This is a genomic window from Oceanimonas smirnovii ATCC BAA-899 (assembly GCF_000381965.1).
GTDB classification, from domain to species: domain Bacteria; phylum Pseudomonadota; class Gammaproteobacteria; order Enterobacterales; family Aeromonadaceae; genus Oceanimonas; species Oceanimonas smirnovii.
Map to the genome: position 1 here is coordinate 1 of NZ_KB908455.1, position 18,837 is coordinate 18,837.

General features: G+C 54.2%; 22 protein-coding genes. 16 read left to right on the forward strand and 6 right to left on the reverse strand.

Annotated elements, in window-relative coordinates; translation table 11 throughout:
• On the forward strand, positions 1 to 273 hold a 273-nt coding region (locus G364_RS17275), incomplete at its 5' end, for a hypothetical protein (RefSeq protein WP_019933629.1).
• 66 nt (positions 274 to 339) lie between these two features.
• Here the strand turns inward: G364_RS17275 and G364_RS0102790 are convergent.
• Both G364_RS0102790 and G364_RS0102795 read right to left on the reverse strand, forming a co-directional pair.
• Complete coding sequence (locus G364_RS0102790) at positions 340 to 1,629, reverse strand: tyrosine-type recombinase/integrase (RefSeq protein WP_019933630.1); 1,290 nt, start codon at positions 1,627 to 1,629, stop codon at positions 340 to 342.
• A gap of 76 nt (positions 1,630 to 1,705) precedes the next feature.
• Positions 1,706 to 2,176 carry a hypothetical protein gene (locus G364_RS0102795; RefSeq protein WP_019933631.1) on the reverse strand — a complete coding sequence of 157 codons (471 nt, stop codon included), beginning with the start codon at positions 2,174 to 2,176 and terminating at the stop codon, positions 1,706 to 1,708.
• Positions 2,177 to 2,482: 306 nt separating this feature from the next.
• Here G364_RS0102795 and ccoN point away from each other — a divergent pair, with 306 nt between their 5' ends.
• The 11 genes from ccoN (at position 2,483) to ttcA (ending at position 12,272) form a co-directional block, all read left to right on the forward strand.
• Positions 2,483 to 3,907, forward strand: coding sequence for a cytochrome-c oxidase, cbb3-type subunit I (gene ccoN / locus G364_RS0102800; RefSeq protein WP_019933632.1), 1,425 nt, complete (start codon positions 2,483 to 2,485; stop codon positions 3,905 to 3,907).
• A gap of 17 nt (positions 3,908 to 3,924) precedes the next feature.
• Positions 3,925 to 4,533, forward strand: a complete 609-nt coding sequence (gene ccoO / locus G364_RS0102805) for a cytochrome-c oxidase, cbb3-type subunit II (protein ID WP_019933633.1) — start codon at positions 3,925 to 3,927, stop codon at positions 4,531 to 4,533.
• An 11-nt stretch (positions 4,534 to 4,544) separates the two neighbouring features.
• On the forward strand, positions 4,545 to 4,760 hold the full coding sequence (locus G364_RS16245; RefSeq protein WP_019933634.1) for a cbb3-type cytochrome oxidase subunit 3: 216 nt from the start codon (positions 4,545 to 4,547) through the stop codon (positions 4,758 to 4,760).
• Entirely contained in the window at positions 4,757 to 5,734 is a 978-nt protein-coding gene (gene ccoP, locus G364_RS0102815) for a cytochrome-c oxidase, cbb3-type subunit III (RefSeq protein WP_019933635.1), read from the forward strand. Before G364_RS16245 ends, ccoP begins: the two co-directional genes overlap by 4 nt.
• An 88-nt stretch (positions 5,735 to 5,822) precedes the next feature.
• Positions 5,823 to 6,308 (forward strand): FixH family protein, encoded by a 486-nt coding sequence (locus G364_RS0102820; RefSeq protein ID WP_019933636.1) that lies wholly within the window; start codon positions 5,823 to 5,825, stop codon positions 6,306 to 6,308.
• 3 nt (positions 6,309 to 6,311) lie between these two features.
• Positions 6,312 to 8,681: a heavy metal translocating P-type ATPase gene (locus G364_RS0102825; protein ID WP_019933637.1), complete on the forward strand. Its 2,370-nt coding sequence runs from the start codon at positions 6,312 to 6,314 to the stop codon at positions 8,679 to 8,681.
• A complete protein-coding gene (gene ccoS, locus G364_RS0102830; protein WP_019933638.1) occupies positions 8,678 to 8,878 on the forward strand; it encodes a cbb3-type cytochrome oxidase assembly protein CcoS in 201 nt (66 codons plus the stop codon). Before G364_RS0102825 ends, ccoS begins: the two co-directional genes overlap by 4 nt.
• Entirely contained in the window at positions 8,862 to 9,545 is a 684-nt protein-coding gene (locus tag G364_RS0102835) for a sulfite exporter TauE/SafE family protein (protein WP_019933639.1), read from the forward strand. Before ccoS ends, G364_RS0102835 begins: the two co-directional genes overlap by 17 nt.
• Positions 9,546 to 9,608: 63 nt before the next feature.
• Positions 9,609 to 10,352, forward strand: coding sequence for an FNR family transcription factor (locus G364_RS0102840; RefSeq protein WP_019933640.1), 744 nt, complete (start codon positions 9,609 to 9,611; stop codon positions 10,350 to 10,352).
• 21 nt (positions 10,353 to 10,373) lie between these two features.
• Positions 10,374 to 11,288, forward strand: coding sequence for a universal stress protein UspE (gene uspE / locus G364_RS0102845; protein ID WP_019933641.1), 915 nt, complete (start codon positions 10,374 to 10,376; stop codon positions 11,286 to 11,288).
• 69 nt (positions 11,289 to 11,357) lie between these two features.
• The gene (gene ttcA, locus G364_RS0102850) at positions 11,358 to 12,272 is read left to right on the forward strand and encodes a tRNA 2-thiocytidine(32) synthetase TtcA (RefSeq protein WP_026344644.1); all 915 of its coding nucleotides are present in this window, start codon (positions 11,358 to 11,360) and stop codon (positions 12,270 to 12,272) included.
• A gap of 24 nt (positions 12,273 to 12,296) precedes the next feature.
• Here the strand turns inward: ttcA and G364_RS0102855 are convergent, their stop codons facing one another.
• Both G364_RS0102855 and G364_RS0102860 read right to left on the reverse strand, forming a co-directional pair.
• Complete coding sequence (locus G364_RS0102855) at positions 12,297 to 12,896, reverse strand: DUF2987 domain-containing protein (protein ID WP_019933643.1); 600 nt, start codon at positions 12,894 to 12,896, stop codon at positions 12,297 to 12,299.
• The gene (locus tag G364_RS0102860) at positions 12,896 to 13,654 is read right to left on the reverse strand and encodes a hypothetical protein (RefSeq protein ID WP_019933644.1); all 759 of its coding nucleotides are present in this window, start codon (positions 13,652 to 13,654) and stop codon (positions 12,896 to 12,898) included. Before G364_RS0102860 ends, G364_RS0102855 begins: the two co-directional genes overlap by 1 nt.
• Before the next feature lie 229 nt (positions 13,655 to 13,883).
• On the opposite strand from G364_RS0102860, the gene potA reads away from it, so the two are divergent.
• The 4 genes from potA to G364_RS0102880 are packed head-to-tail and all read left to right on the forward strand — an operon-like array spanning position 13,884 to position 17,649.
• Positions 13,884 to 14,993 (forward strand): spermidine/putrescine ABC transporter ATP-binding protein PotA, encoded by a 1,110-nt coding sequence (gene potA / locus G364_RS0102865; RefSeq protein WP_019933645.1) that lies wholly within the window; start codon positions 13,884 to 13,886, stop codon positions 14,991 to 14,993.
• Entirely contained in the window at positions 14,980 to 15,846 is an 867-nt protein-coding gene (gene potB / locus G364_RS0102870; RefSeq protein ID WP_019933646.1) for a spermidine/putrescine ABC transporter permease PotB, read from the forward strand. Before potA ends, potB begins: the two co-directional genes overlap by 14 nt.
• Positions 15,833 to 16,600 carry a spermidine/putrescine ABC transporter permease PotC gene (potC, locus tag G364_RS0102875; protein WP_019933647.1) on the forward strand — a complete coding sequence of 256 codons (768 nt, stop codon included), beginning with the start codon at positions 15,833 to 15,835 and terminating at the stop codon, positions 16,598 to 16,600. Before potB ends, potC begins: the two co-directional genes overlap by 14 nt.
• The gene (locus G364_RS0102880; RefSeq protein ID WP_019933648.1) at positions 16,597 to 17,649 is read left to right on the forward strand and encodes an extracellular solute-binding protein; all 1,053 of its coding nucleotides are present in this window, start codon (positions 16,597 to 16,599) and stop codon (positions 17,647 to 17,649) included. Before potC ends, G364_RS0102880 begins: the two co-directional genes overlap by 4 nt.
• Positions 17,650 to 17,682: 33 nt before the next feature.
• On the opposite strand, the gene cobB is transcribed toward G364_RS0102880, so the two are convergent.
• Complete coding sequence (gene cobB, locus G364_RS0102885) at positions 17,683 to 18,423, reverse strand: Sir2 family NAD+-dependent deacetylase (RefSeq protein WP_019933649.1); 741 nt, start codon at positions 18,421 to 18,423, stop codon at positions 17,683 to 17,685.
• Between the two features lie 110 nt (positions 18,424 to 18,533).
• A complete protein-coding gene (locus tag G364_RS0102890) occupies positions 18,534 to 18,836 on the reverse strand; it encodes an integration host factor subunit alpha (protein WP_019933650.1) in 303 nt (100 codons plus the stop codon).
• Position 18,837 lies beyond the last annotated feature (1 nt).

Genomic DNA, 18,837 nt, shown 5'->3' on the forward strand with positions numbered 1-18,837 from the left:
CAAATGGCATCAGACCTTGGATTTACTACAGCGCACCTTGCATCAATAAACCAAGGACACAAAGAATTCACTGATGAAACAGCAGCTTATATAGCTCAAGTTGTCGGACTGGACACCAGCGAAGTATTACTTGAACTAGCCAAGGCAAGAGCCAAGTCAGAGACCACAAAAGCAGCTTGGGAGCGATTAATTAGAGAACACAGAAGCACCGTACAAGCCGCAGCAGTGCTGGGTTTCGGGCTGTTAAGTCAATCTGTCTCTTACTTCGCATAATGTATATTATGTTAAATGTGATATCTATGACGCCATACCGCGTCTGGAGCAGACACTCAAACTGCCCTAGTCTCTTAGCCGATCCAGGCGTTTGTTGGCGGCACTTTCGTGGCGCTCGGTTTTGCTGGTGTGCAGATATTGCGATGTGGTGTCGATGCTGTCGTGACCGGCGTCAGCCTGCACATGAGATAACGGCCGGCCGTTGTAGTTGATGTCGTGAGTAATGCCGGTGTGGCGAATACCGTGCACCGTGAGCGTGCGCATCTCGGCCGCGTCCTGATCAAATCCGTCTGTCATGGCCGCATCGGCGGCAGCAGCCAGCAGTTCGTTGAGCAGCTCGCGCAACTGACGAATGCCCAGGTTGGCATTAAGCAGGCCCTGATCCCGGCCTCGCCCGGCGGCACGGTGGCGCACAAACAACGGCGTGGTATCGTTGGGTGCCGGCAGTGCCGGTAATCCCAGATATTCACGATAGCGCTTCAGGGCGTCCAGCAACTCGCGGGAGACGGCCACGGTGCGTTTTTTACCGCCCTTGCTGACAGGGATATAAAAGCTCCAGATACCGGTTTTGCTGTCGCGGCGAAACTGGCTCATGACCGGCGAAAACCCAGGCCGGGCCGCGACTTCCGAGATGCGCAGGTAACAGCCATACATCAGCGATACTAAAAATAACGTGCGTTCATGGCGTTCCGGATTGCTTTCAGCCAGTGTGTGAGCCGTGTTCATTACATATGACCACTGTAAATCACTGAATACCCGTACTTCATCTTCCTCAAACAAAGCTGCAGGTACCGCCGCCGGCGCACCAAAGCGGCTGTGCCGCATCCAGATGGTGGCCGGATTACGCTCGGTGATTTCTTCATTAATGAGATAACCATAAAAAGAAGACAGCACCGCCATCTTGGTCTTCAGCGCCTTGTCGCTGAGCCGGTACGGCTGCTCGGCACCATCGGTTTTTTTGCCCAGGAATGGCCGCCACAGCGGATTGGGACGGCGCTCGTTCAGGGCCTTATCGGTAACAAACTGGGCCACATTACGGTAAGCAATCAGGTGCCCGGGCGGCGACTGACAATAATCCACATAGCGGTTCATGGTGCGCCGGGTCACTTCTGTCGGCGATATTTGCTCTACTTCAAGGCACCAGTGCAAAAAGGTAGTCAGCTCGCTGCGGTAGGTCTTGTAGTTGTTTTCGCTGTGGCGACTTTCCAGCAGCCATTCCATGGCGTGTTCATAGATAAAGGCGGCATCGGGTACCCGGTTCAGGGTCAGCCAGGCAATATGCTGGTTAACCTCGGCATTCCCCTCTTCCAGAAAGCGGGGAGCATCGAATAAGGGAAAAACCGGTGGAGTGTCCATAACAGCCAGGCAGGGTTAACATCAGGTGTGCGGCATAATGCCGATAAACTGCGTTATCGGCAATAAGCGCTCTGCTTTAGCGCGTCACTTCAAATAAAAACCGGTATGTCAGCGTGTTGCCCTCGTGTTCAACATTCAGCACCCAGGCCCAGATCATGCTGGCTTCGGTACAGCTGCCCACCAGCGCACTGCCCTGCCAGACACCGGCATCGGTTTGTTCAATCAGGGCCGGCAGCGTGCCCATGTACATGCTGTCGCCTTCCAGTACGCTGCGGGTAATGGTGGCATCAGGATCAGACAGCACTACATTAAGTAAAAACGGGCTTTCTGCCTGCAATTTGTCTGCAGAAAGTTGTGCAGTAGCTACCAGTTCTTGCTGTTCCTGCACACAAGTCATGTGACCAATGTCACAATAATCAAATGTTTTTTGTACTGACTCCCCTGCTGTTTCATTCGTACCGCAGGTGCGCAGAAAGAAAGCAGCCAGTAAAACCAGCAGCACTATCAGAATTTGCACCAGCTTGGGGCCGGTAAGACGCTCTCTCATACTATTTTTATCCCTGTTGCAAGGTGAATTCGTGGCTCGGCTTGATCTCGATCAACGCCCTTCGTTATGCCTTATGGAGCGGTTAAAGGGGCAATCATATTACTGTTTATACTGTTATTTTCGCACCCACTCCATTATCATCATGGCCGGGTTTTAGGGGGGCGCTTTTCTTTGTTAACAAAGAGTTAATAAAGCAGAGCGCATGCTGAAGCCTTAGGTAGAAACCGGTAACTTTATCCTTCCGATGTGAGCACCCTGGCGTGAGCACTAAATCTGAATAACAGCAGTGGAAGCGGAACTATAACGATGAGTCAAACTAATAATCAACCAAACTACAACTACGCCGTAGTTCGTCAGTTTACGGTCGCCACCGTATTCTGGGGTATCGTGGGTATGTCGTTGGGTGTGCTGATTGCAGCACAGCTGATCTGGCCTGCTCTTAACTTTGAGACACCCTGGCTGACCTACAGTCGGCTTCGCCCGTTACACACCAACGCAGTGATTTTTGCGTTTGGCGTTAACGCCCTGATGGCCACCTCCTTCTATGTGGTACAACGCACCTGTCAGACCCGCCTCTTTGGTGGTGGCCTGGCATCGTTTGTATTCTGGGGCTGGCAGGCCATTCTTGTTGCTGCCGTTATCTCTTTGCCGCTGGGTTACACCACCAGTAAAGAATACGCAGAGCTGGAATGGCCGATCGACATCGCCATTACCGTGGTCTGGGTAGCCTATGCTGCCGTCTTCTTCGGTACTGTGTCCCGTCGCACCACCTCTCACATCTATGTAGCCAACTGGTTTTACGGCGGTTTTATCCTGACCGTTGCCGTGCTGCACATTGTGAACAGCATGGCCATTCCGGTCAGCGGCATGAAGTCCTACTCCATGTATTCCGGTGCTGCCGATGCCATGATCCAGTGGTGGTATGGTCATAACGCCGTTGGCTTCCTGCTGACTGCCGGCTTCCTGGGCATGATGTACTACTTCGTTCCCAAACAGGCTGGTCGTCCGGTTTATTCCTACCGTCTGTCCATTGTGCACTTCTGGGCACTGATCACCCTGTATATCTGGGCCGGTCCGCACCACCTGCACTACACTGCCCTGCCCGACTGGGCTCAGTCTCTGGGTATGGTAATGTCCCTGATCCTGTTTGTTCCGTCATGGGGCGGCATGATCAACGGCATCATGACGCTGTCCGGTGCCTGGCACAAACTGCGCTACGATCCCATTCTGCGTTTCCTCATTGTGTCCCTGTCGTTCTACGGCATGTCCACCTTTGAAGGCCCCATGATGGCGATTAAAACCGTTAACGCCCTCTCCCACTACACCGACTGGACCGTAGGTCACGTTCACTCCGGTGCCCTGGGCTGGGTTGCCATGGTTTCTATCGGCTCTGTTTATCATCTGATCCCCAACCTGTTCGGTCAGCAGCGCATGTTCAGTGTGGCCCTGATCAACACGCACTTCTGGCTGGCAACCATCGGCACCGTGCTGTACATCGTGGCCATGTGGATCAGTGGTGTCATGCAGGGTCTGATGTGGCGTGCTGTGAACGAAGACGGCACCCTGACCTACAGCTTTGTTGAAAGTCTGCAGGCCTCTTATCCGTTCTACTTCGTACGTTTCCTGGGCGGTGTCTTCTTTGTCACCGGTATGCTGCTGATGGCGTATAACGTTTATCGCACCATCAAGGCGCCGAAAGGCTCCCTGCAAGCAATCCCCCAACCGGCCTGATTTAAGGAGACTTGTGAATGAAAAACCGTCATGAACTGGTCGAGAAGAATACGTTCTGGCTTATGGTCCTGACCGTGGTTGCCATCAGTTTTGGTGGCCTGGTAGAGATTGTGCCGCTGTTCTTCCAGCAACAGACCAATGAGCCGGTAGAGGGTCTGCGCCCTTACACTGCGCTGGAAATGGAAGGCCGTGACATCTACATCCGTGAAGGTTGTCATGTGTGTCACAGCCAGATGATCCGTCCGTTCCGTGCCGAAACCGAGCGTTACGGTCACTACTCTGTCGCCGGTGAAAGCGTGTGGGAGCACCCTTTCCTGTGGGGTTCCAAGCGTACCGGTCCGGATCTGGCCCGTGTGGGTGGCCGCTACTCCGACGAGTGGCATCGTGTGCACCTGATCAATCCGCGTGATGTGGTGCCCGAGTCCAACATGCCCGGTTTCCCCTGGCTGGAAACCAACGAGCTGGATGGCAAGAATACCGCCAACAAACTGCGCGTGTTCCGGGACAGCTTTGGTGTTCCTTACACCGATGCCGACATTGAAGGCGCTGAGCAAGCGGTGAAAGGCAAAACCGAAATGGAAGCCGTTATCGCTTATCTGCAATCCTTGGGTCACGCCCTTAAATAACCGGAGTCGATATGGATTTCAGTACCTTGGAAGCCCTGAAGCCAACCCTGATAAGCTTTCAGACCCTGGCTCTGTTGGTGTTGTTTGCAGGCATTGTCTGGTGGGCCTTTGGCAAACGCAGAAAGGGCAAATTTGATGATGCCGCCAACTCCATCTTTGATGAGAAGGAAGAGCAACAACATCGCCAGGGTGCTGAGAAGGATCGCGCAGGAGCTAATAAAGAATGAATACTTTTTTAAGCATTTTTGTAACCGTGATCAGCCTGGGTACCATCTTCGGTTGCCTGACGCTGCTAATCTGGTGCACCAAAGACAAAATGGGAATGGAAGAAGGCGCGCCCACCGGGCACACCTTTGACGGCATTTCTGAGCTGAACAACCCGCTGCCCAAGTGGTGGAGCTACATGTTCGTGTTCATGATTGTCTTTTCTCTGATTTATCTGGTGCTCTACCCCGGTCTGGGCAACTTCAAGGGCATTCTGGGCTGGGAAAGTTCCAACCAGGACGTACGTTCTCTGGAAGAATCCCGTGCAGCGTCTGCGGCTGCCCGTGAAGAAGGCCGTCTGGTGCAGTATGAGCGTGAAATGGTTAAAGCTGATGAAGTCTTCGGTGCCAAGTTCCGTGAGCTGGTATACGAGGCCGACGGCGAGACCTACCGCGCCATTGCTGATATCGCCCAGGACAAGGAAGCTACCAAAGTGGGTCAGCGTCTGTATCTGCAGAACTGTGCCCAGTGTCATGGCTCCGACGCCCGTGGTGCCCGCGGCTTTCCCAACCTGACCGACGGTGACTGGCTGTGGGGTGGTTCACCTGAAGCCATCAAACACACCATAGTGGCAGGCCGCAAATCTGCCGGCATGGCAGCCTGGGGCCCCATGCTGGGTGAAGAAGGTGTGCAGGAAGTTGCCAGCTATGTGCTGAGCCTGTCAGGTCGTAAGGTTGATCCGGTGGAAGCCCAGAAAGGCCAGGCCCGCTTTGGTATCTGTGCCGGTTGTCATGGTGTTGACGGCAAAGGTAACCAGGCGCTGGGTGCGCCTAACCTGACCGATAACATCTGGCTCTATGGCGGCTCCCGCGCTGCGGTGGAAGACTCCATCCGTAACGGTCGCGCCGGTGTCATGCCTGCCTGGAATGACATTCTGGGCGAAGACAAGGTTCACCTGCTGGCCTCTTATGTTTACAGCCTGAGTAACGAGCAGTAACGCTCAGGGCATAACACAGAAAGCCCCGTTCGCGGGGCTTTTTTGTTATATTGGCAACCGACCCTTTTTGTAGTAGGAATTCTCCATTATGCAACGTCCCTGGTATCAGCAATTCTGGCCCTGGTTTTTGATTGTTCTGCCCGCTTGTGTGGTGGTGGCCAGCCTTTATACCTTTTATCTGGCGAACTCCCATGCCGACTCCATGGTGGTGGATGACTATTACAAAAAAGGCCGTGCCATCAATCAGGACTTAAGCGAGCTGAAAGAAGCCGAGCGTCTTGGTCTGATTGCCGAACTGAAACTTGAAAACGGTGAAATCGCCATTCGAATGCAGGGTGAGCATGAAGCAGGTGAAGCGATTTATCTGCGCCTCAGTCACCCGACCCTGGAAGCCCAGGACGTGCAGGCACTGCTGAGCAGTGATGCCAATGGTATTTATCGTCTGCGTCCGGATCATGAGCTGCTCAAAGGCAAGTGGCACTTGCAGCTGGAAGCGTTTGACAAGCGCTGGCGGCTGCAGAATACCGTTTATCTGCCCTCATCGGACTGGCTTCAGATCCGCGCCGGGAGCTGAGCCATGAGCGGCTGTTTTCATTGCGGTGAGCCCGTGCCCGCCGGGGTGGCGTTTACTGCCACCCTGGAAGGGGAATCCCGCCACTTTTGTTGTCCTGGTTGCCAGGCCGTAGCTGAAACCATTATCGACTGTGGCCTGGGCAGTTATTATCAGCACAGAACCAGCACTGCCCCCAAAGCTGACGCCGTGCCCGATGAGCTGCGCCGGTTACAGCATTACGATCTGGATGAAATTCAGCAGGATTTTGTGCTGGAGCGGGATCATGTGCGTGAAGTTCAATTATCTATTGGCGGGCTGACCTGTGCCGCCTGCGCCTGGTTGATTGAACGCCATCTTGCGCAGGTGCCCGGTGTTATTCTCATTCAGGTGAATACCACCACAGAGCGGGCCCGGCTGCGCTGGGACGACCGTCAAACCCGGCTCAGTACTCTGCTCGCCGCTTTTGCTCAAATTGGCTATCAGGCGCGCCCTTTTCTGCCTCACCAGCAGGAGCAGGATTATAACCGTGAAGTGAAATCTTATCTGCTGCGCCTGGGGGTGGCCGGCATTGCCAGCATGCAGGTGATGATGGTGGGCTTTGCCCTCTATGAAGATCTGTTCCCGGATATTGATCCCGGCCTGGTACAGCTGTTTCGCTGGGTCAGCCTGTGGCTGTCGATTCCGGTGATGAGTTACTCTGCCCTGCCCTTCTATCGTAATGCCTGGCGCGGTCTCAGACATGGCGCGCTTAACATGGACTTGCCGGTGTCTCTGGCCATGTTGTTTGCTTTTTTCGCCTCCATGTATGCCACCGTTACTGCCAGCGGTGAAGTGTATTACGAGTGTGTGTCCATGTTTGCGTTTTTGCTGCTCACCGGCCGCTTTCTGGAAATGCGGGCCAAACGCAAGGCATCGGAAACCACGGCTAACCTCACTCACCATATTCCCATGCTGGCCCGGGTTGAAGTGGGTGCCGATGAGCAGGAAGTGGCTGCACGCACCCTGCAACCCGGGCAGATAGTACGGGTATCGCCGGGCTCGGTGATCCCTGCCGACGGCGACATTATTGAAGGCCGTACCAGTGTGGATGAAGCCATGCTCACCGGCGAACATCTGCCGGTATCACGCAGCCCGGGTGAGCCGGTATTTGCCGGCACCACCAATGTGGAATCACCGCTGCGCATTCGGGTCAGCCGCAGTCTGGCCGATGCGCGGGTGTCAGAAATTCTGCGCGCTCAGGATGACGCCCTGCTGGAAAAACCCCGGGTCGCCGTGCTGGCTGATCAGCTGTCCCGCTATTTTGTAGCCGCATTGCTGCTGGCCACGCTGGGCACCTGGCTGGTGTGGTTGCAGCTGGATGCCGACCGTGCTTTCTGGGTGATGCTGTCGGTGCTGGTGGCCACCTGCCCCTGTGCTCTCTCTCTGGCTACACCCACGGCACTGACCGTGGCCACGTCACGACTCACACAGGGAGGAGTGCTGGTGCGCCGGGCTCATGTCCTGGATACCCTGCCCAAAGCAAATCGTATGGTGTTTGATAAAACCGGCACCCTGACTCAGGGTAAAGTGGCCCTGGCGGGCGTGAACCATGCTGAAGACCTGACCAAAGAGCAGGCGCTGGCACTGGCGGCGGCGCTGGAAGCCGGCTCTGAGCATCCTATTGCCAGAGCGTTTGCACCCCATGCCAATACCGGCATTCAGGTAGCCGGGCGGCAAAACCATGTGGGTCAGGGCGTAAGCGGTGTTATCAATGGTCAAGAATGGCGGCTGGGCAGCGCTGCCTGGCTGCAACCCAAGGCACAGGATGCCAGCCTGTGTGTGTATCTGGCCAATGCCGATGGCGTGCAGGCCCGTTTTGAGCTGGCCGATCCGCTGCGTGAAGACGCGGCTGCGCTGGTTGCAGCCTGTCATCAGCAGGGTCTGAAAACCACCATTCTAACCGGAGACGGCTCCGGCCAGGCAGACAAGCTTGCCAGCGAGCTGGGTGTCTGTGAACTGCGTAAAAATGCCAGCCCCGATGACAAGTTACGCTATCTGCAAGAGCGTGCCGCCGCTGGCGAGATTTGTCTGATGGTGGGCGACGGTATTAACGATGCGCCTGTACTGGCGGGCGCTCATGCCTCTTTTGCCATGGCCGGTGGCACTGATATCGCCAAAAACAGCGCCGATGCTATTTTGCTCGGCGATAATCTGCAGCGGCTGATAATGGCAAGACGCATTGCCGCTGCTGCCCGGCGTATTATTAAACAGAACTTTTCCTGGGCACTGGGCTATAACCTGGTGGTGCTGCCGCTGGCTGCCATGGGGCATGTCTCGCCCTGGTTTGCCATGATTGGCATGTCAGCCAGCTCACTCATTGTTATGACCAACTCCCTGAGGTTATCCCGCTTATGAACGGTGACACTATCTGGTATTTGATTTTGCCCATCGCCCTGATCCTGCTGGTGGTGGTGATTGCTGTCTTTCTCTGGTCAGTAAGAAGTAATCAGTTCGAGGATCTGGATCGCCACGGTAATAATATTTTGTTTGATGATGACAGCGAAGCCCACCGCCGGGCTCAGAGCAAGCGCGATGATGACCGGTCAGCTTGATGCTTACGCTGCCATCCTGATTGGTCTGCTGGGTGCCGGCCATTGTATTGCCATGTGCGGCGGCGTGGCTGCGGCGTTTTCCATGGCGATTCCTCAAACCCAGCGTCGCTGGCAGTGGCTGTATCTGCTCAGTTATAACACCGGACGTATTGTCAGTTATGCCGTGGCCGGTGCTCTGGTGGGCGGTGTGTTTGCGGGGCTGGCCGATATCAGCATGGGCAAGCAGGGACTGTTATGGCTGCGGCTGCTTGCCGGCATTATGATGATTTTACTGGGCGTATATCTGGCCCGCTGGTGGAGCGGTTTATTGTGGCTGGAGCGACTGGGTGGCGGCTTATGGCGTCATATAAAGCCGCTGGCTGGCCGTTTTGTTCCCTTTCGCAGCCCGCTGGCCGCACTGCCCTTTGGCATGATCTGGGGCTGGTTGCCCTGTGGTCTGGTATATTCTGCCCTAACCTGGAGTGCCGTTTCCGGCGGTGCCACCCAGGGTGCGCTGGTCATGGCGCTGTTTGGTCTGGGCACGTTGCCTGCTTTGCTGGCGCTGGGCGGGCTTGCAGGCTCATTGCGACATTGGCTGAATCATCCGCGCTTTCGGCAATTTTCAGGCATCCTGTTGATTTTGTATGGAATCTTCAGTTTGTATGAAGCGGTAATGCTGCTTGGCTAAACTATTAAGCGTTTTTTATTGGTGCTATGATTGAGCCAGAATACCTAACAGGCGATAAAGCACATGGGAAATATTATTAAAGCCGGTAAACAAGCCTCGGGGCGGGCCATTCATTGCCAGGACTGCAGCATCAGTCAGCTATGTATTCCGCTGGGTCTTAATTCCGATGAGCTCGACGAGCTGGATAATATCATTGAACGCAAAAAGCCCATTCAAAAAGGCCAGGAGCTGTTCAAGGCCGGTGAGCCACTGAAAGCGCTTTATGCCATTCGGGCCGGTACCGTTAAGTCTTACACCATTACCGAGCAAGGTGATGAGCAGATCACGGCGTTTCATCTGGCCGGTGATCTGGTGGGCTTTGATGCGATTCACAATGGTGCTCACCCCTCCTTTGCGCAAGCACTGGAAACAGCCATGGTGTGTGAGATCCCCTATGAAGTGCTGGATGAGCTGTCTGGTAAAATGCCCCGCCTGCGTCAACAAATCATGCGGCTGATGAGCAATGAAATCAACGGCGATCAGCAAATGATCCTGCTGCTTTCCAAAAAAACCGCAGAAGAGCGTCTGGCTGCCTTTTTACATGGTCTGTCCAGCCGTTTTGCCCAGCGGGGATTTTCCGCCAAAGAATTCCGCTTAAGCATGACCCGGGGTGATATTGGTAATTATCTCGGCCTGACGGTAGAAACTGTCAGCCGCCTGCTTGGTCGCTTTCAGAAAAATGATTTAATTGCCGTAGACGGTAAATATATTCGCATTCTGGATCAAACCGAGCTGGCACGTCTGGCCGGTGTTTCTGAAGCAGAATAACAGACACCACAAGGAGGTGTTATGATCAAATATCGTCATATTCTGGTGGTTGTCGATCCGGTAGCCGACGCTCAGCCGGCGCTGCATCGTGCTGTGTCTGTGGCTTCTTTACAGGAAAGTGCCACTATTACGCTGTTTCTGGCCATTTATGATTTTTCTTATGAAATGACCTCCATGCTCTCCAGTGAAGAGCGTGATGAAATGCGCGAAGGCGTATTACAGGGTCGTGAAGAGTGGCTGAAAACTTTTCTTGAGCCTTATGCCGACAGCCAAATCAAGTTTGAGCTGAAAGTGGTCTGGCACAGTCGTCCTTTTGAAGCCATTAATCAGCAGGTGCTGGATCATCAGCATGACTTGGTCGTAAAGAGCACACACAAACATGCCATGATCCAGTCGTTTATCTTTACGCCTACCGACTGGCATCTGTTGCGCAAGTGCCCCTGCCCCGTGCTGCTGGTAAAAGAGCAGGACTGGCCCATGGGCGGCACCGTGCTGGCAGCGGTAAACTGCTGCAGTGACGATCAGGCTCAGGAAGCCCTGAACGAAAAAATCATTGCTGAAAGTGCAGAAGTGGCACGCTTGCTGTCTGCGACGTTACATCTGGTCAACGCCTATCCCATTACGCCGGTCAATATGGCGCTGGAGCTGCCCGACTTTGATCCTCACGCTTATAACGCCGCAGTGAAGAAACACCATGAGCGTGCCCTTTATGAATATGCGGTGCGTTTTAATCTGGAGTCAGACAGCCTGCATCTGCTGGAAGGGCTGGCGGAAGAAGTGATCCCCGACTGTGCCGACAGCATAGATGCCAGTCTGGTGATCCTGGGCTCGGTGGGCCGCACTGGCCTGTCGGCGGCGCTGCTGGGTAATACTGCCGAGCATGTGATCGACAAGCTCAGCTGTGATGTACTGGTGCTGCGCCCCGACACCGACTGAGCCGTTTCCTTTCTTGCCCTTGAGGCCGCAGTCACTATAATGGCCCCTGGTTTTTTCGCCGGGGTCATTATGTCTGTTCAAACCGCCAAACAAGTCTATAACTTCAACAAGCTGCAAAAGCGCCTGCGCCGTAATGTGGGTGAAGCCATTGCCGATTTCAATATGATTGAAGACGGTGACAGAGTCATGGTGTGCCTTTCCGGCGGCAAAGACAGTTATGCCATGCTGGATATTCTGCGTAATCTGCAGGCTCATGCGCCCATTTCCTTTGAAATTGTGGCGGTTAACCTGGATCAGAAGCAGCCTGGTTTTCCCGAGCATGTGCTGCCTGCCTATCTTGATGGTCTGGGGGTGGAGTACAAAATCGTTGAAGAAGACACTTACTCCATTGTTAAAGACAAAATTCCGGCAGGCAAAACCACCTGCTCGCTGTGCTCGCGGCTGCGCCGGGGTATTTTGTATCGCACCGCTACCGAGCTGGGTGCCACTAAAATCGCCCTTGGTCACCACAGAGATGACATTCTTGAAACTCTGCTGCTGAACATGTTCTATGGCGGCACCATGAAATCAATGCCGCCCAAGCTGGTGAGTGATGACGGCAAACATGTGGTGATCCGGCCCCTGGCTTATGCCAAGGAAAAAGATTTGATCCGTTTTGCCGAAGCCCGTGAGTTCCCCATTATTCCCTGCAATCTGTGCGGCTCTCAGGAAAACCTGCAACGTCAGGCCATCAAGAGCATGCTGCAGGACTGGGACAAGCGTTTTCCGGGCCGTATTGAAAGCATGTTCCGCTCGGTACAGAACCTGGTGCCCTCACATCTGATGGACCATCAGCAGTTCGACTTTAAAAGCATCAACCGGGACTCAGGTGTGATAGATGGCGGTGATATCGGTTTTGATAAGCCTGACTTTGCTACTCGCTTTGAGCAGGAAGATGACGGTCCCGGGCTGGGTGAACGACTACAGGTTATTGAACTGAAATAAAAAAAGGCGCTAACGCGCCTTTTTTTACAACCAGGGAGTCACCAGGGTATTCGGCAACTGCCACTGGCCCCTGCCTGCCAGAGCCGCATTATCCAGGGTGAGTCTGGACAAGCCTTCTATGCTTTGCTCTTTTACCAGTGGCTGCAGCTGAATACCTTTGACGTCGGGCACAAAATAACGCCCGGGCCAGCCAGCCATCTCTTTCAGCAAGGTTGTCATCTCGTCGCGAACATAACGAAGCTGAGCCGCGTCAGTCATTCCGGCCGGCAGCACTGACTGGATCTGAATGGATATATCGCATTGTACCGGGCTGGTAACATCCAGCTTGACAACGGCCTTATCGGTATCAAGCTGCTTGTCATAAGGCAACACAAATTCGCCGTGAGGCAGTACTTCTACCACAGCTTTTTGCTGACCTTCCATTTCAACAATGCCCGAGTTGATGGTGCACAGCCCCTTGCCATCATGGCGGCTGAGATAAAACCCCAGTGTGGCCTGTTCGGTTCCGGCATCAGCGACGGTATCCAGGTGTTTGTAAAAGCCACTGTAGCCCAGGGTGAGGGTATCGGCCTGAGCCGATAACGCCAGCAGAGACAGCGCCCCTGCAATCAGAGAGTATTTCATCAGGCCTCAAAATGATTTGCTGAAGGTGAATGATCGTCTTGAGTGGGGCCGGGCTGCTGATCGCCACCCACACCGCACACTTGCCGGTAGATAATACCTTTTACGGTCATATAAAGCGGAGCAACCCAGATAAGGCCGATCCCAAAGCTAAAAATGGCTGCCATAAACAGCACAACCAGCAGCAGATGAATAACCACCAGGGCCAGCCACTGTCTGGCAAACAAGCGCAACGACACCACAATAGCCTGCACCGGACTGAGTTGCTTTTCCAGGATCAACGGAAAGACAAACATCAGTGCCATGCTAAGGATCAGGGTGGGTAATAAAGACACCGCCACCGGCAGCCCCAGAGCCGCTCCCAGAGGTAAAAACAGACTGGTGATAAACCCCATCAGCAGACTGGCCACGGCCAGTGGCAATATAAAGCGAAAGTAATCAAAAATCTGGCTGGGACGAATGGGTTTTTCTGCCGCACGGTAGATGCCAATCATGTCCAGTCCGCCGCTCATGGGAGCCATTACCATGGAGATAATCAGACCCAGCAGGCTGGCGCTCCATTGATTGTCTTCACCGCCTGCCACTGTCAGCAGCAGTTGATTCAGCACCAGCCAGCTGCCGGCAACCCCGATGGCAGCCAGAATCATGGTGAGTTTGGCACCATAAATGCGTTGCCAGGCTTCCTGCAGAATCGTTCTGGGCTCAAGAGAATAACCCTGCTCCAGGGATTGCTGCAGGCGCGAAAAATCAGGTGTATTCATGAAATTAGTATCTGTGTCAGGGGATGGGGCCATTATAGCCGCATCGGCCAGCTCTCGTAACCCATGACAAGGTGTTGAAATGTCAGGTTGAAACCAATTGTTAACAAACAACAAAACCGTTTGTTGCGGCAATTTTTATTTGCTTTGCTTCAAATGGGGCGAGACCTAGAATGCGCGATTCTTTCAGCATACTGAACGCGTGCGTTCCTATCGAGGTGCAGTCAGGCAAATGGCCGAACATAAATCTCCCCTTGTTACCCTTGCCGGGATCAGCAAATCCTTTGGTGACAAAGCCATTATCGAACATCTTGATCTGTCTATTTATGATGGCGAATTTCTTACCCTGCTGGGCCCCTCCGGCTGCGGCAAGACCACGGTACTGCGCATGCTGGCCGGGCTTGAACATCCTGATGCCGGTATCATTCGTCTGGGCGGAGAAGATATTACTCAGGTGCCCGCCGAGCAACGTCATGTGAATACCGTGTTTCAAAGCTATGCCCTGTTTCCCCATATGACCCTGTTTGACAATGTGGCCTTTGGTCTGCGTATGCAGAAAGTGCCTGCTGGCGAGATTCGGCAACGGGTACAGGAAGCCTTGCAGATGGTACAACTTGACCAGCACGCCAGCCGTTTTCCTCATCAACTTTCCGGCGGTCAGCAGCAGCGGGTTGCCATTGCCCGTGCTGTGGTTAACCGTCCCAGGCTGCTGCTGCTGGATGAGCCATTAAGTGCGCTGGATTACAAACTGCGCCGCCAGATGCAGGTTGAGCTGAAAGCGCTGCAGCGCCGCCTGGGCATTACCTTTGTATTTGTTACTCACGATCAGGAAGAAGCCCTGTCCATGTCTGACCGTATTCTGGTCATGCAGCATGGCCGCATTGTACAGGACGGCAGCCCGCGAGATATTTATGAAGCTCCTGCCAATCTGTTTGTGGCGCGCTTTATTGGTGAAATCAACATACTCGACGGCGAACTCCTGGCACCGGCCGGGCAACCGGGCAGCTGGCATGCGCGGGTGGAAGGCCGCCACTGTGTGGTGCATACGCAACAGGCGTTCAGCGCCGGTGACAAGGTGTGTGTGCTGCTGCGTCCGGAAGATTTACGCATGAAAGAAGCCGGCACTCAGTCCGGTACTGACGGCGTAACCGGTCACATTCTTGATCGTCAGTATAAAGGTGCCACCCTGGAGTCCCGGGTAAAACTGGCCTCAGGCAGAGAGCTGCTGGTATCGGCATTTTTTGATGAAGACGATCCCGACTTTGATTATGCCATTGATCAGCAGGTAGAGATTGGCTGGGTAGACAGCTGGGAGGTAGTGTTGCCTTATGAACAGCACTAACCGCTTTCGCAACCTGGCGGTAGGCCTTATCGTCAGCTGGCTGATGTTGTTTGTGTTTCTGCCCAACCTGATGATCATCGGCACCAGCTTTCTGACCCGGGATCACAGCAGCCTGATAAGCCTGGTATTGACCTCCGGTAATTACAGCCGGCTGTTTGACCCCATGTATTTCAGCGTATTATGGCATTCCCTGGTAATGGCAGGCACGGCTACTTTGCTGTGCCTGCTGATCGCTTACCCCTTTGCCTGGATAGTGGCGGGGCTGCCGGCGCGTGTCCGGCCCGTGCTTCTGTTTCTGATCATAGTACCGTTCTGGACCAATTCTCTGATCCGCACCTATGCCCTCAAGGCCGTGCTGGGTACCAAAGGATTGCTCAACCAGAGCCTGCTGGCACTGGGGCTGATTGATCAGCCACTGCGCATTGTGTTTACCGAAGCGGCGGTGATTATCGGCCTGGTCTATATTCTGCTGCCCTTTATGATTCTGCCACTCTATGCCGCCATCGAAAAGCTGGACGGCCGCCTGCTGGAAGCCGCACGGGATCTGGGTGCAGGTGCCCTGCCCCGCTTTGTGCGCATCGTGCTGCCGCTTACCATGCCGGGCATTATTGCCGGCTGCCTGCTGGTATTTCTGCCGGCCATGGGCATGTTTTATATCTCCGATTTACTGGGTGGGGCCAAAAATCTGCTGATAGGCAACATTATCAAATCCCAGTTTCTGACGATTCGTGACTGGCCTTTTGGCGCGGCCACCAGTGTGGCACTGACCCTGATGATGGCCCTGCTGCTGCTGGTGTATTACCACACCGGCAAGTTGCTTAACCGGCGGGAGAGCATAAATGAAATGGCTTAAGGGCAGCTGGTTGCTGCTGGTATTTGTCTGGCTGTATGTGCCCATCGTGGTGCTGGTGGTTAATTCCTTCAACAGTAATCGTTTCGGCATTCGCTGGGATGGTTTCAGTCTGGGCTGGTATGAACGTCTGGCCCAAACCGGCGCTTTGATGGAGGCGGCCCGGCATTCCTTGCTGATCGCCCTGCTTGCGGCCAGCATGGCTACCCTTATCGGCACGCTGGCTGCAGTGGCGCTGTACCGTTATCGTTTTTACGGTAAACGTTTTGTAGGCGGCATGCTGTTTGTGGTGATGATGTCGCCGGATATTGTGATGGCTATCTCACTGCTGGCGTTATTTGTGGTGCTGGGCATATCACTGGGATTCTGGTCGTTGCTGTTTGCTCACATCACCTTTTGTCTGCCTTTTGTGGTGATAACCGTTTATGCCAGATTAAAGGGGTTTGATGTGCGCATACTGGAAGCTGCCCGTGATCTGGGAGCCAGTGAAGGAATTATTTTCCGGCGTATTCTGCTGCCGCTGGCTTTTCCGGCCGTTGCCGCCGGCTGGCTGCTGAGTTTTACCCTGTCGCTGGATGACGTCATTGTCAGCTCTTTCGTGACCGGCCCCGGTTTTGACGTTCTGCCTCTGCGCATTTACTCCATGGTAAAGGTGGGTGTGTCGCCTGAAGTTAACGCCCTGGCCACGCTGATGCTGATGGTTTCCCTGACGCTGGTGGTACTGTCTCAATGGTTATTAAGGAAAAAACACGGATGATGAAACTGCAAGTTCGCTCTCTGGCTCTGGCCTTGGCTGCCGCCCTGCCCCTGCTGGCTCAGGCCGAATCGCGCCTGTCTGTATACGCCTGGGCAGAATACTTACCCGAAACGGTACTAAACGACTTTACCAAGGCAACCGGCATTACCGTGGATTATGCCAGTTTTGACTCCAATGAAGCGCTGTACGCCAAGCTGAAACTGCTTCAAAGCAGCGGTGCCAAAGAAAGCTACGATGTGATTTTTCCATCCAGCTACATGCTCAGCAAAATGGCCCGTGAAGGTATGCTGCTGCCGCTCGACAAGACCAGATTGCCGCATTTTTCCGCACTTGAGCCGGCGCTGCTGAACCGGGATTTTGATCCGGACAACACCTACAGTATGCCTTATGCCTTTGGCAGTACCGCCATCGCCATTAACCGTGATGAGCTGCCTGACGCCGGAGTAACCAGCTGGAATGATTTGTGGCGCAGCGACTTTGCCGGCCAGCTGATGCTTACCGATGATATTCGGGAAAACTTTCAGATGGCGTTGCTGGCACTGGGCATGAATGCCAACAGTGAGCAGCAGGATGACATTGTTGCCGCCCATGAAAAACTGCAGGCACTGCAGCCCAATGTGTTGCTCTATAACTCCGATAATCCCCGCCTGCCTTATATGACCGGTGAGGCTAATATCGGACTGCTGTGGAGTGACCAGGCCTACAAAGCGCAACAGGATGGCCTGAGTCTGGAATATATCTATCCCGAGGAAGGAGCCATTTTCTGGGTAGATAATGCCGCCATTCCGGCCAATGCCAGGGAGGCCGACGCTGCCCATCAGTTTCTTGATTATCTGATGCGGCCTGAAGTGGCAGCACAAATCATCACCGAGCTGGGCCTGGCTGTGCCCAACCGGGAAGCAAAAACGCTGTTACCTGCAGAGATAGCGGAAAATCCTGTCTTGTTTCCATCTGCAACTGTGGTGGAAAACGGGCACTTTCAGCATGATTTGAGCGATGCCGCTCAGTTGGAGTATGAACAATACTGGGTAAAACTTCGCACACAGTAATAATGATGAAGGCCCGCAGTGCGGGCCTTCTTGTCAGCGGTTGCGGCCGGCGGTTTTAAGCACCCGCCCCTGCAGCAGCTCTTCTACCCAGCCGGTTACCATTTGTGTAGCCGGGCCATATCTGTGCTCATTAAAGTGGTTTGTAACTTCACTCGGCTCCAGGTTAATTTCCAGTGTATGCGCATTGTGCATGGCAGCCTCATGCACAAAGCCGGCCGCAGGATACACATTGCCAGAGGTGCCGATAGCCACGAATATACTGGCCTCACTCAGTGCCTGATAAATACGGTCGAGCAACAGCGGCATTTCGCCAAACCAGACCACATGCGGGCGCAGCGGCTCGGGGAACTGACAGCAGTGACACAGATCAGACGTCGTTAACGGGCCGGGCCAGTTCAGCGTCTGATTGCTGTGAGGACAGCGGGCCTTGAGTAGTTCGCCGTGCATGTGCAATACGTTCTGACTGCCGGCACGTTCATGCAGATCATCGATATTCTGGGTAACAATGGTTACCTGTTCAGGCCACTGGGCTTCCAGTCTGGCCAGCGCAAGGTGGGCAGCATTGGGTTCCACCGTCTGGAGCAATGCCCGGCGCTCATTATAAAATGTCTGCACCAGCTCCGGGTTGCGTTTGTAGCCTTCTGGTGTGGCTACGTCTTCAATATGGTGCTCGTCCCACAGGCCATCTGCAGCCCTGAAGGTACGAATGCCTGATTCTGCCGAGATACCGGCACCAGTAAGTATTACGATGTTTCCTTTCTGCACGCTGGGCATGCCTCTGCTAAATCCATCTTGCCCATAGGCTAACAGGCGCACGCGCTGCAGGCCAATAATGCCTTAGTCTAGGAACAACAAAAAGCCAGGCAGAGCCTGGCTTTTCAGCGTTATTCCTGGTCGGGCGTCATGGCATTTTCTACCCGGGCTTTCAGTTTTTGCCCTGGCCGAAAGGTCACTACCCGTCGGGCCGAAATGGGAATGTCTTCACCGGTTTTGGGGTTACGCCCGGGGCGCTCCCCCTTGTTACGCAGTTCAAAATTACCGAAACCGGAAATTTTTACCTGTTCCCCCTGTTCAAGAGAGACGCGAATTTCTTCAAAAAACGCCTCTACCATGTCTTTGGCATCGCGCTTACTGATGCCAAGTTCAGTGAACAGGTGCTCTGCTATATCGGCCTTGGTTAACGCCATA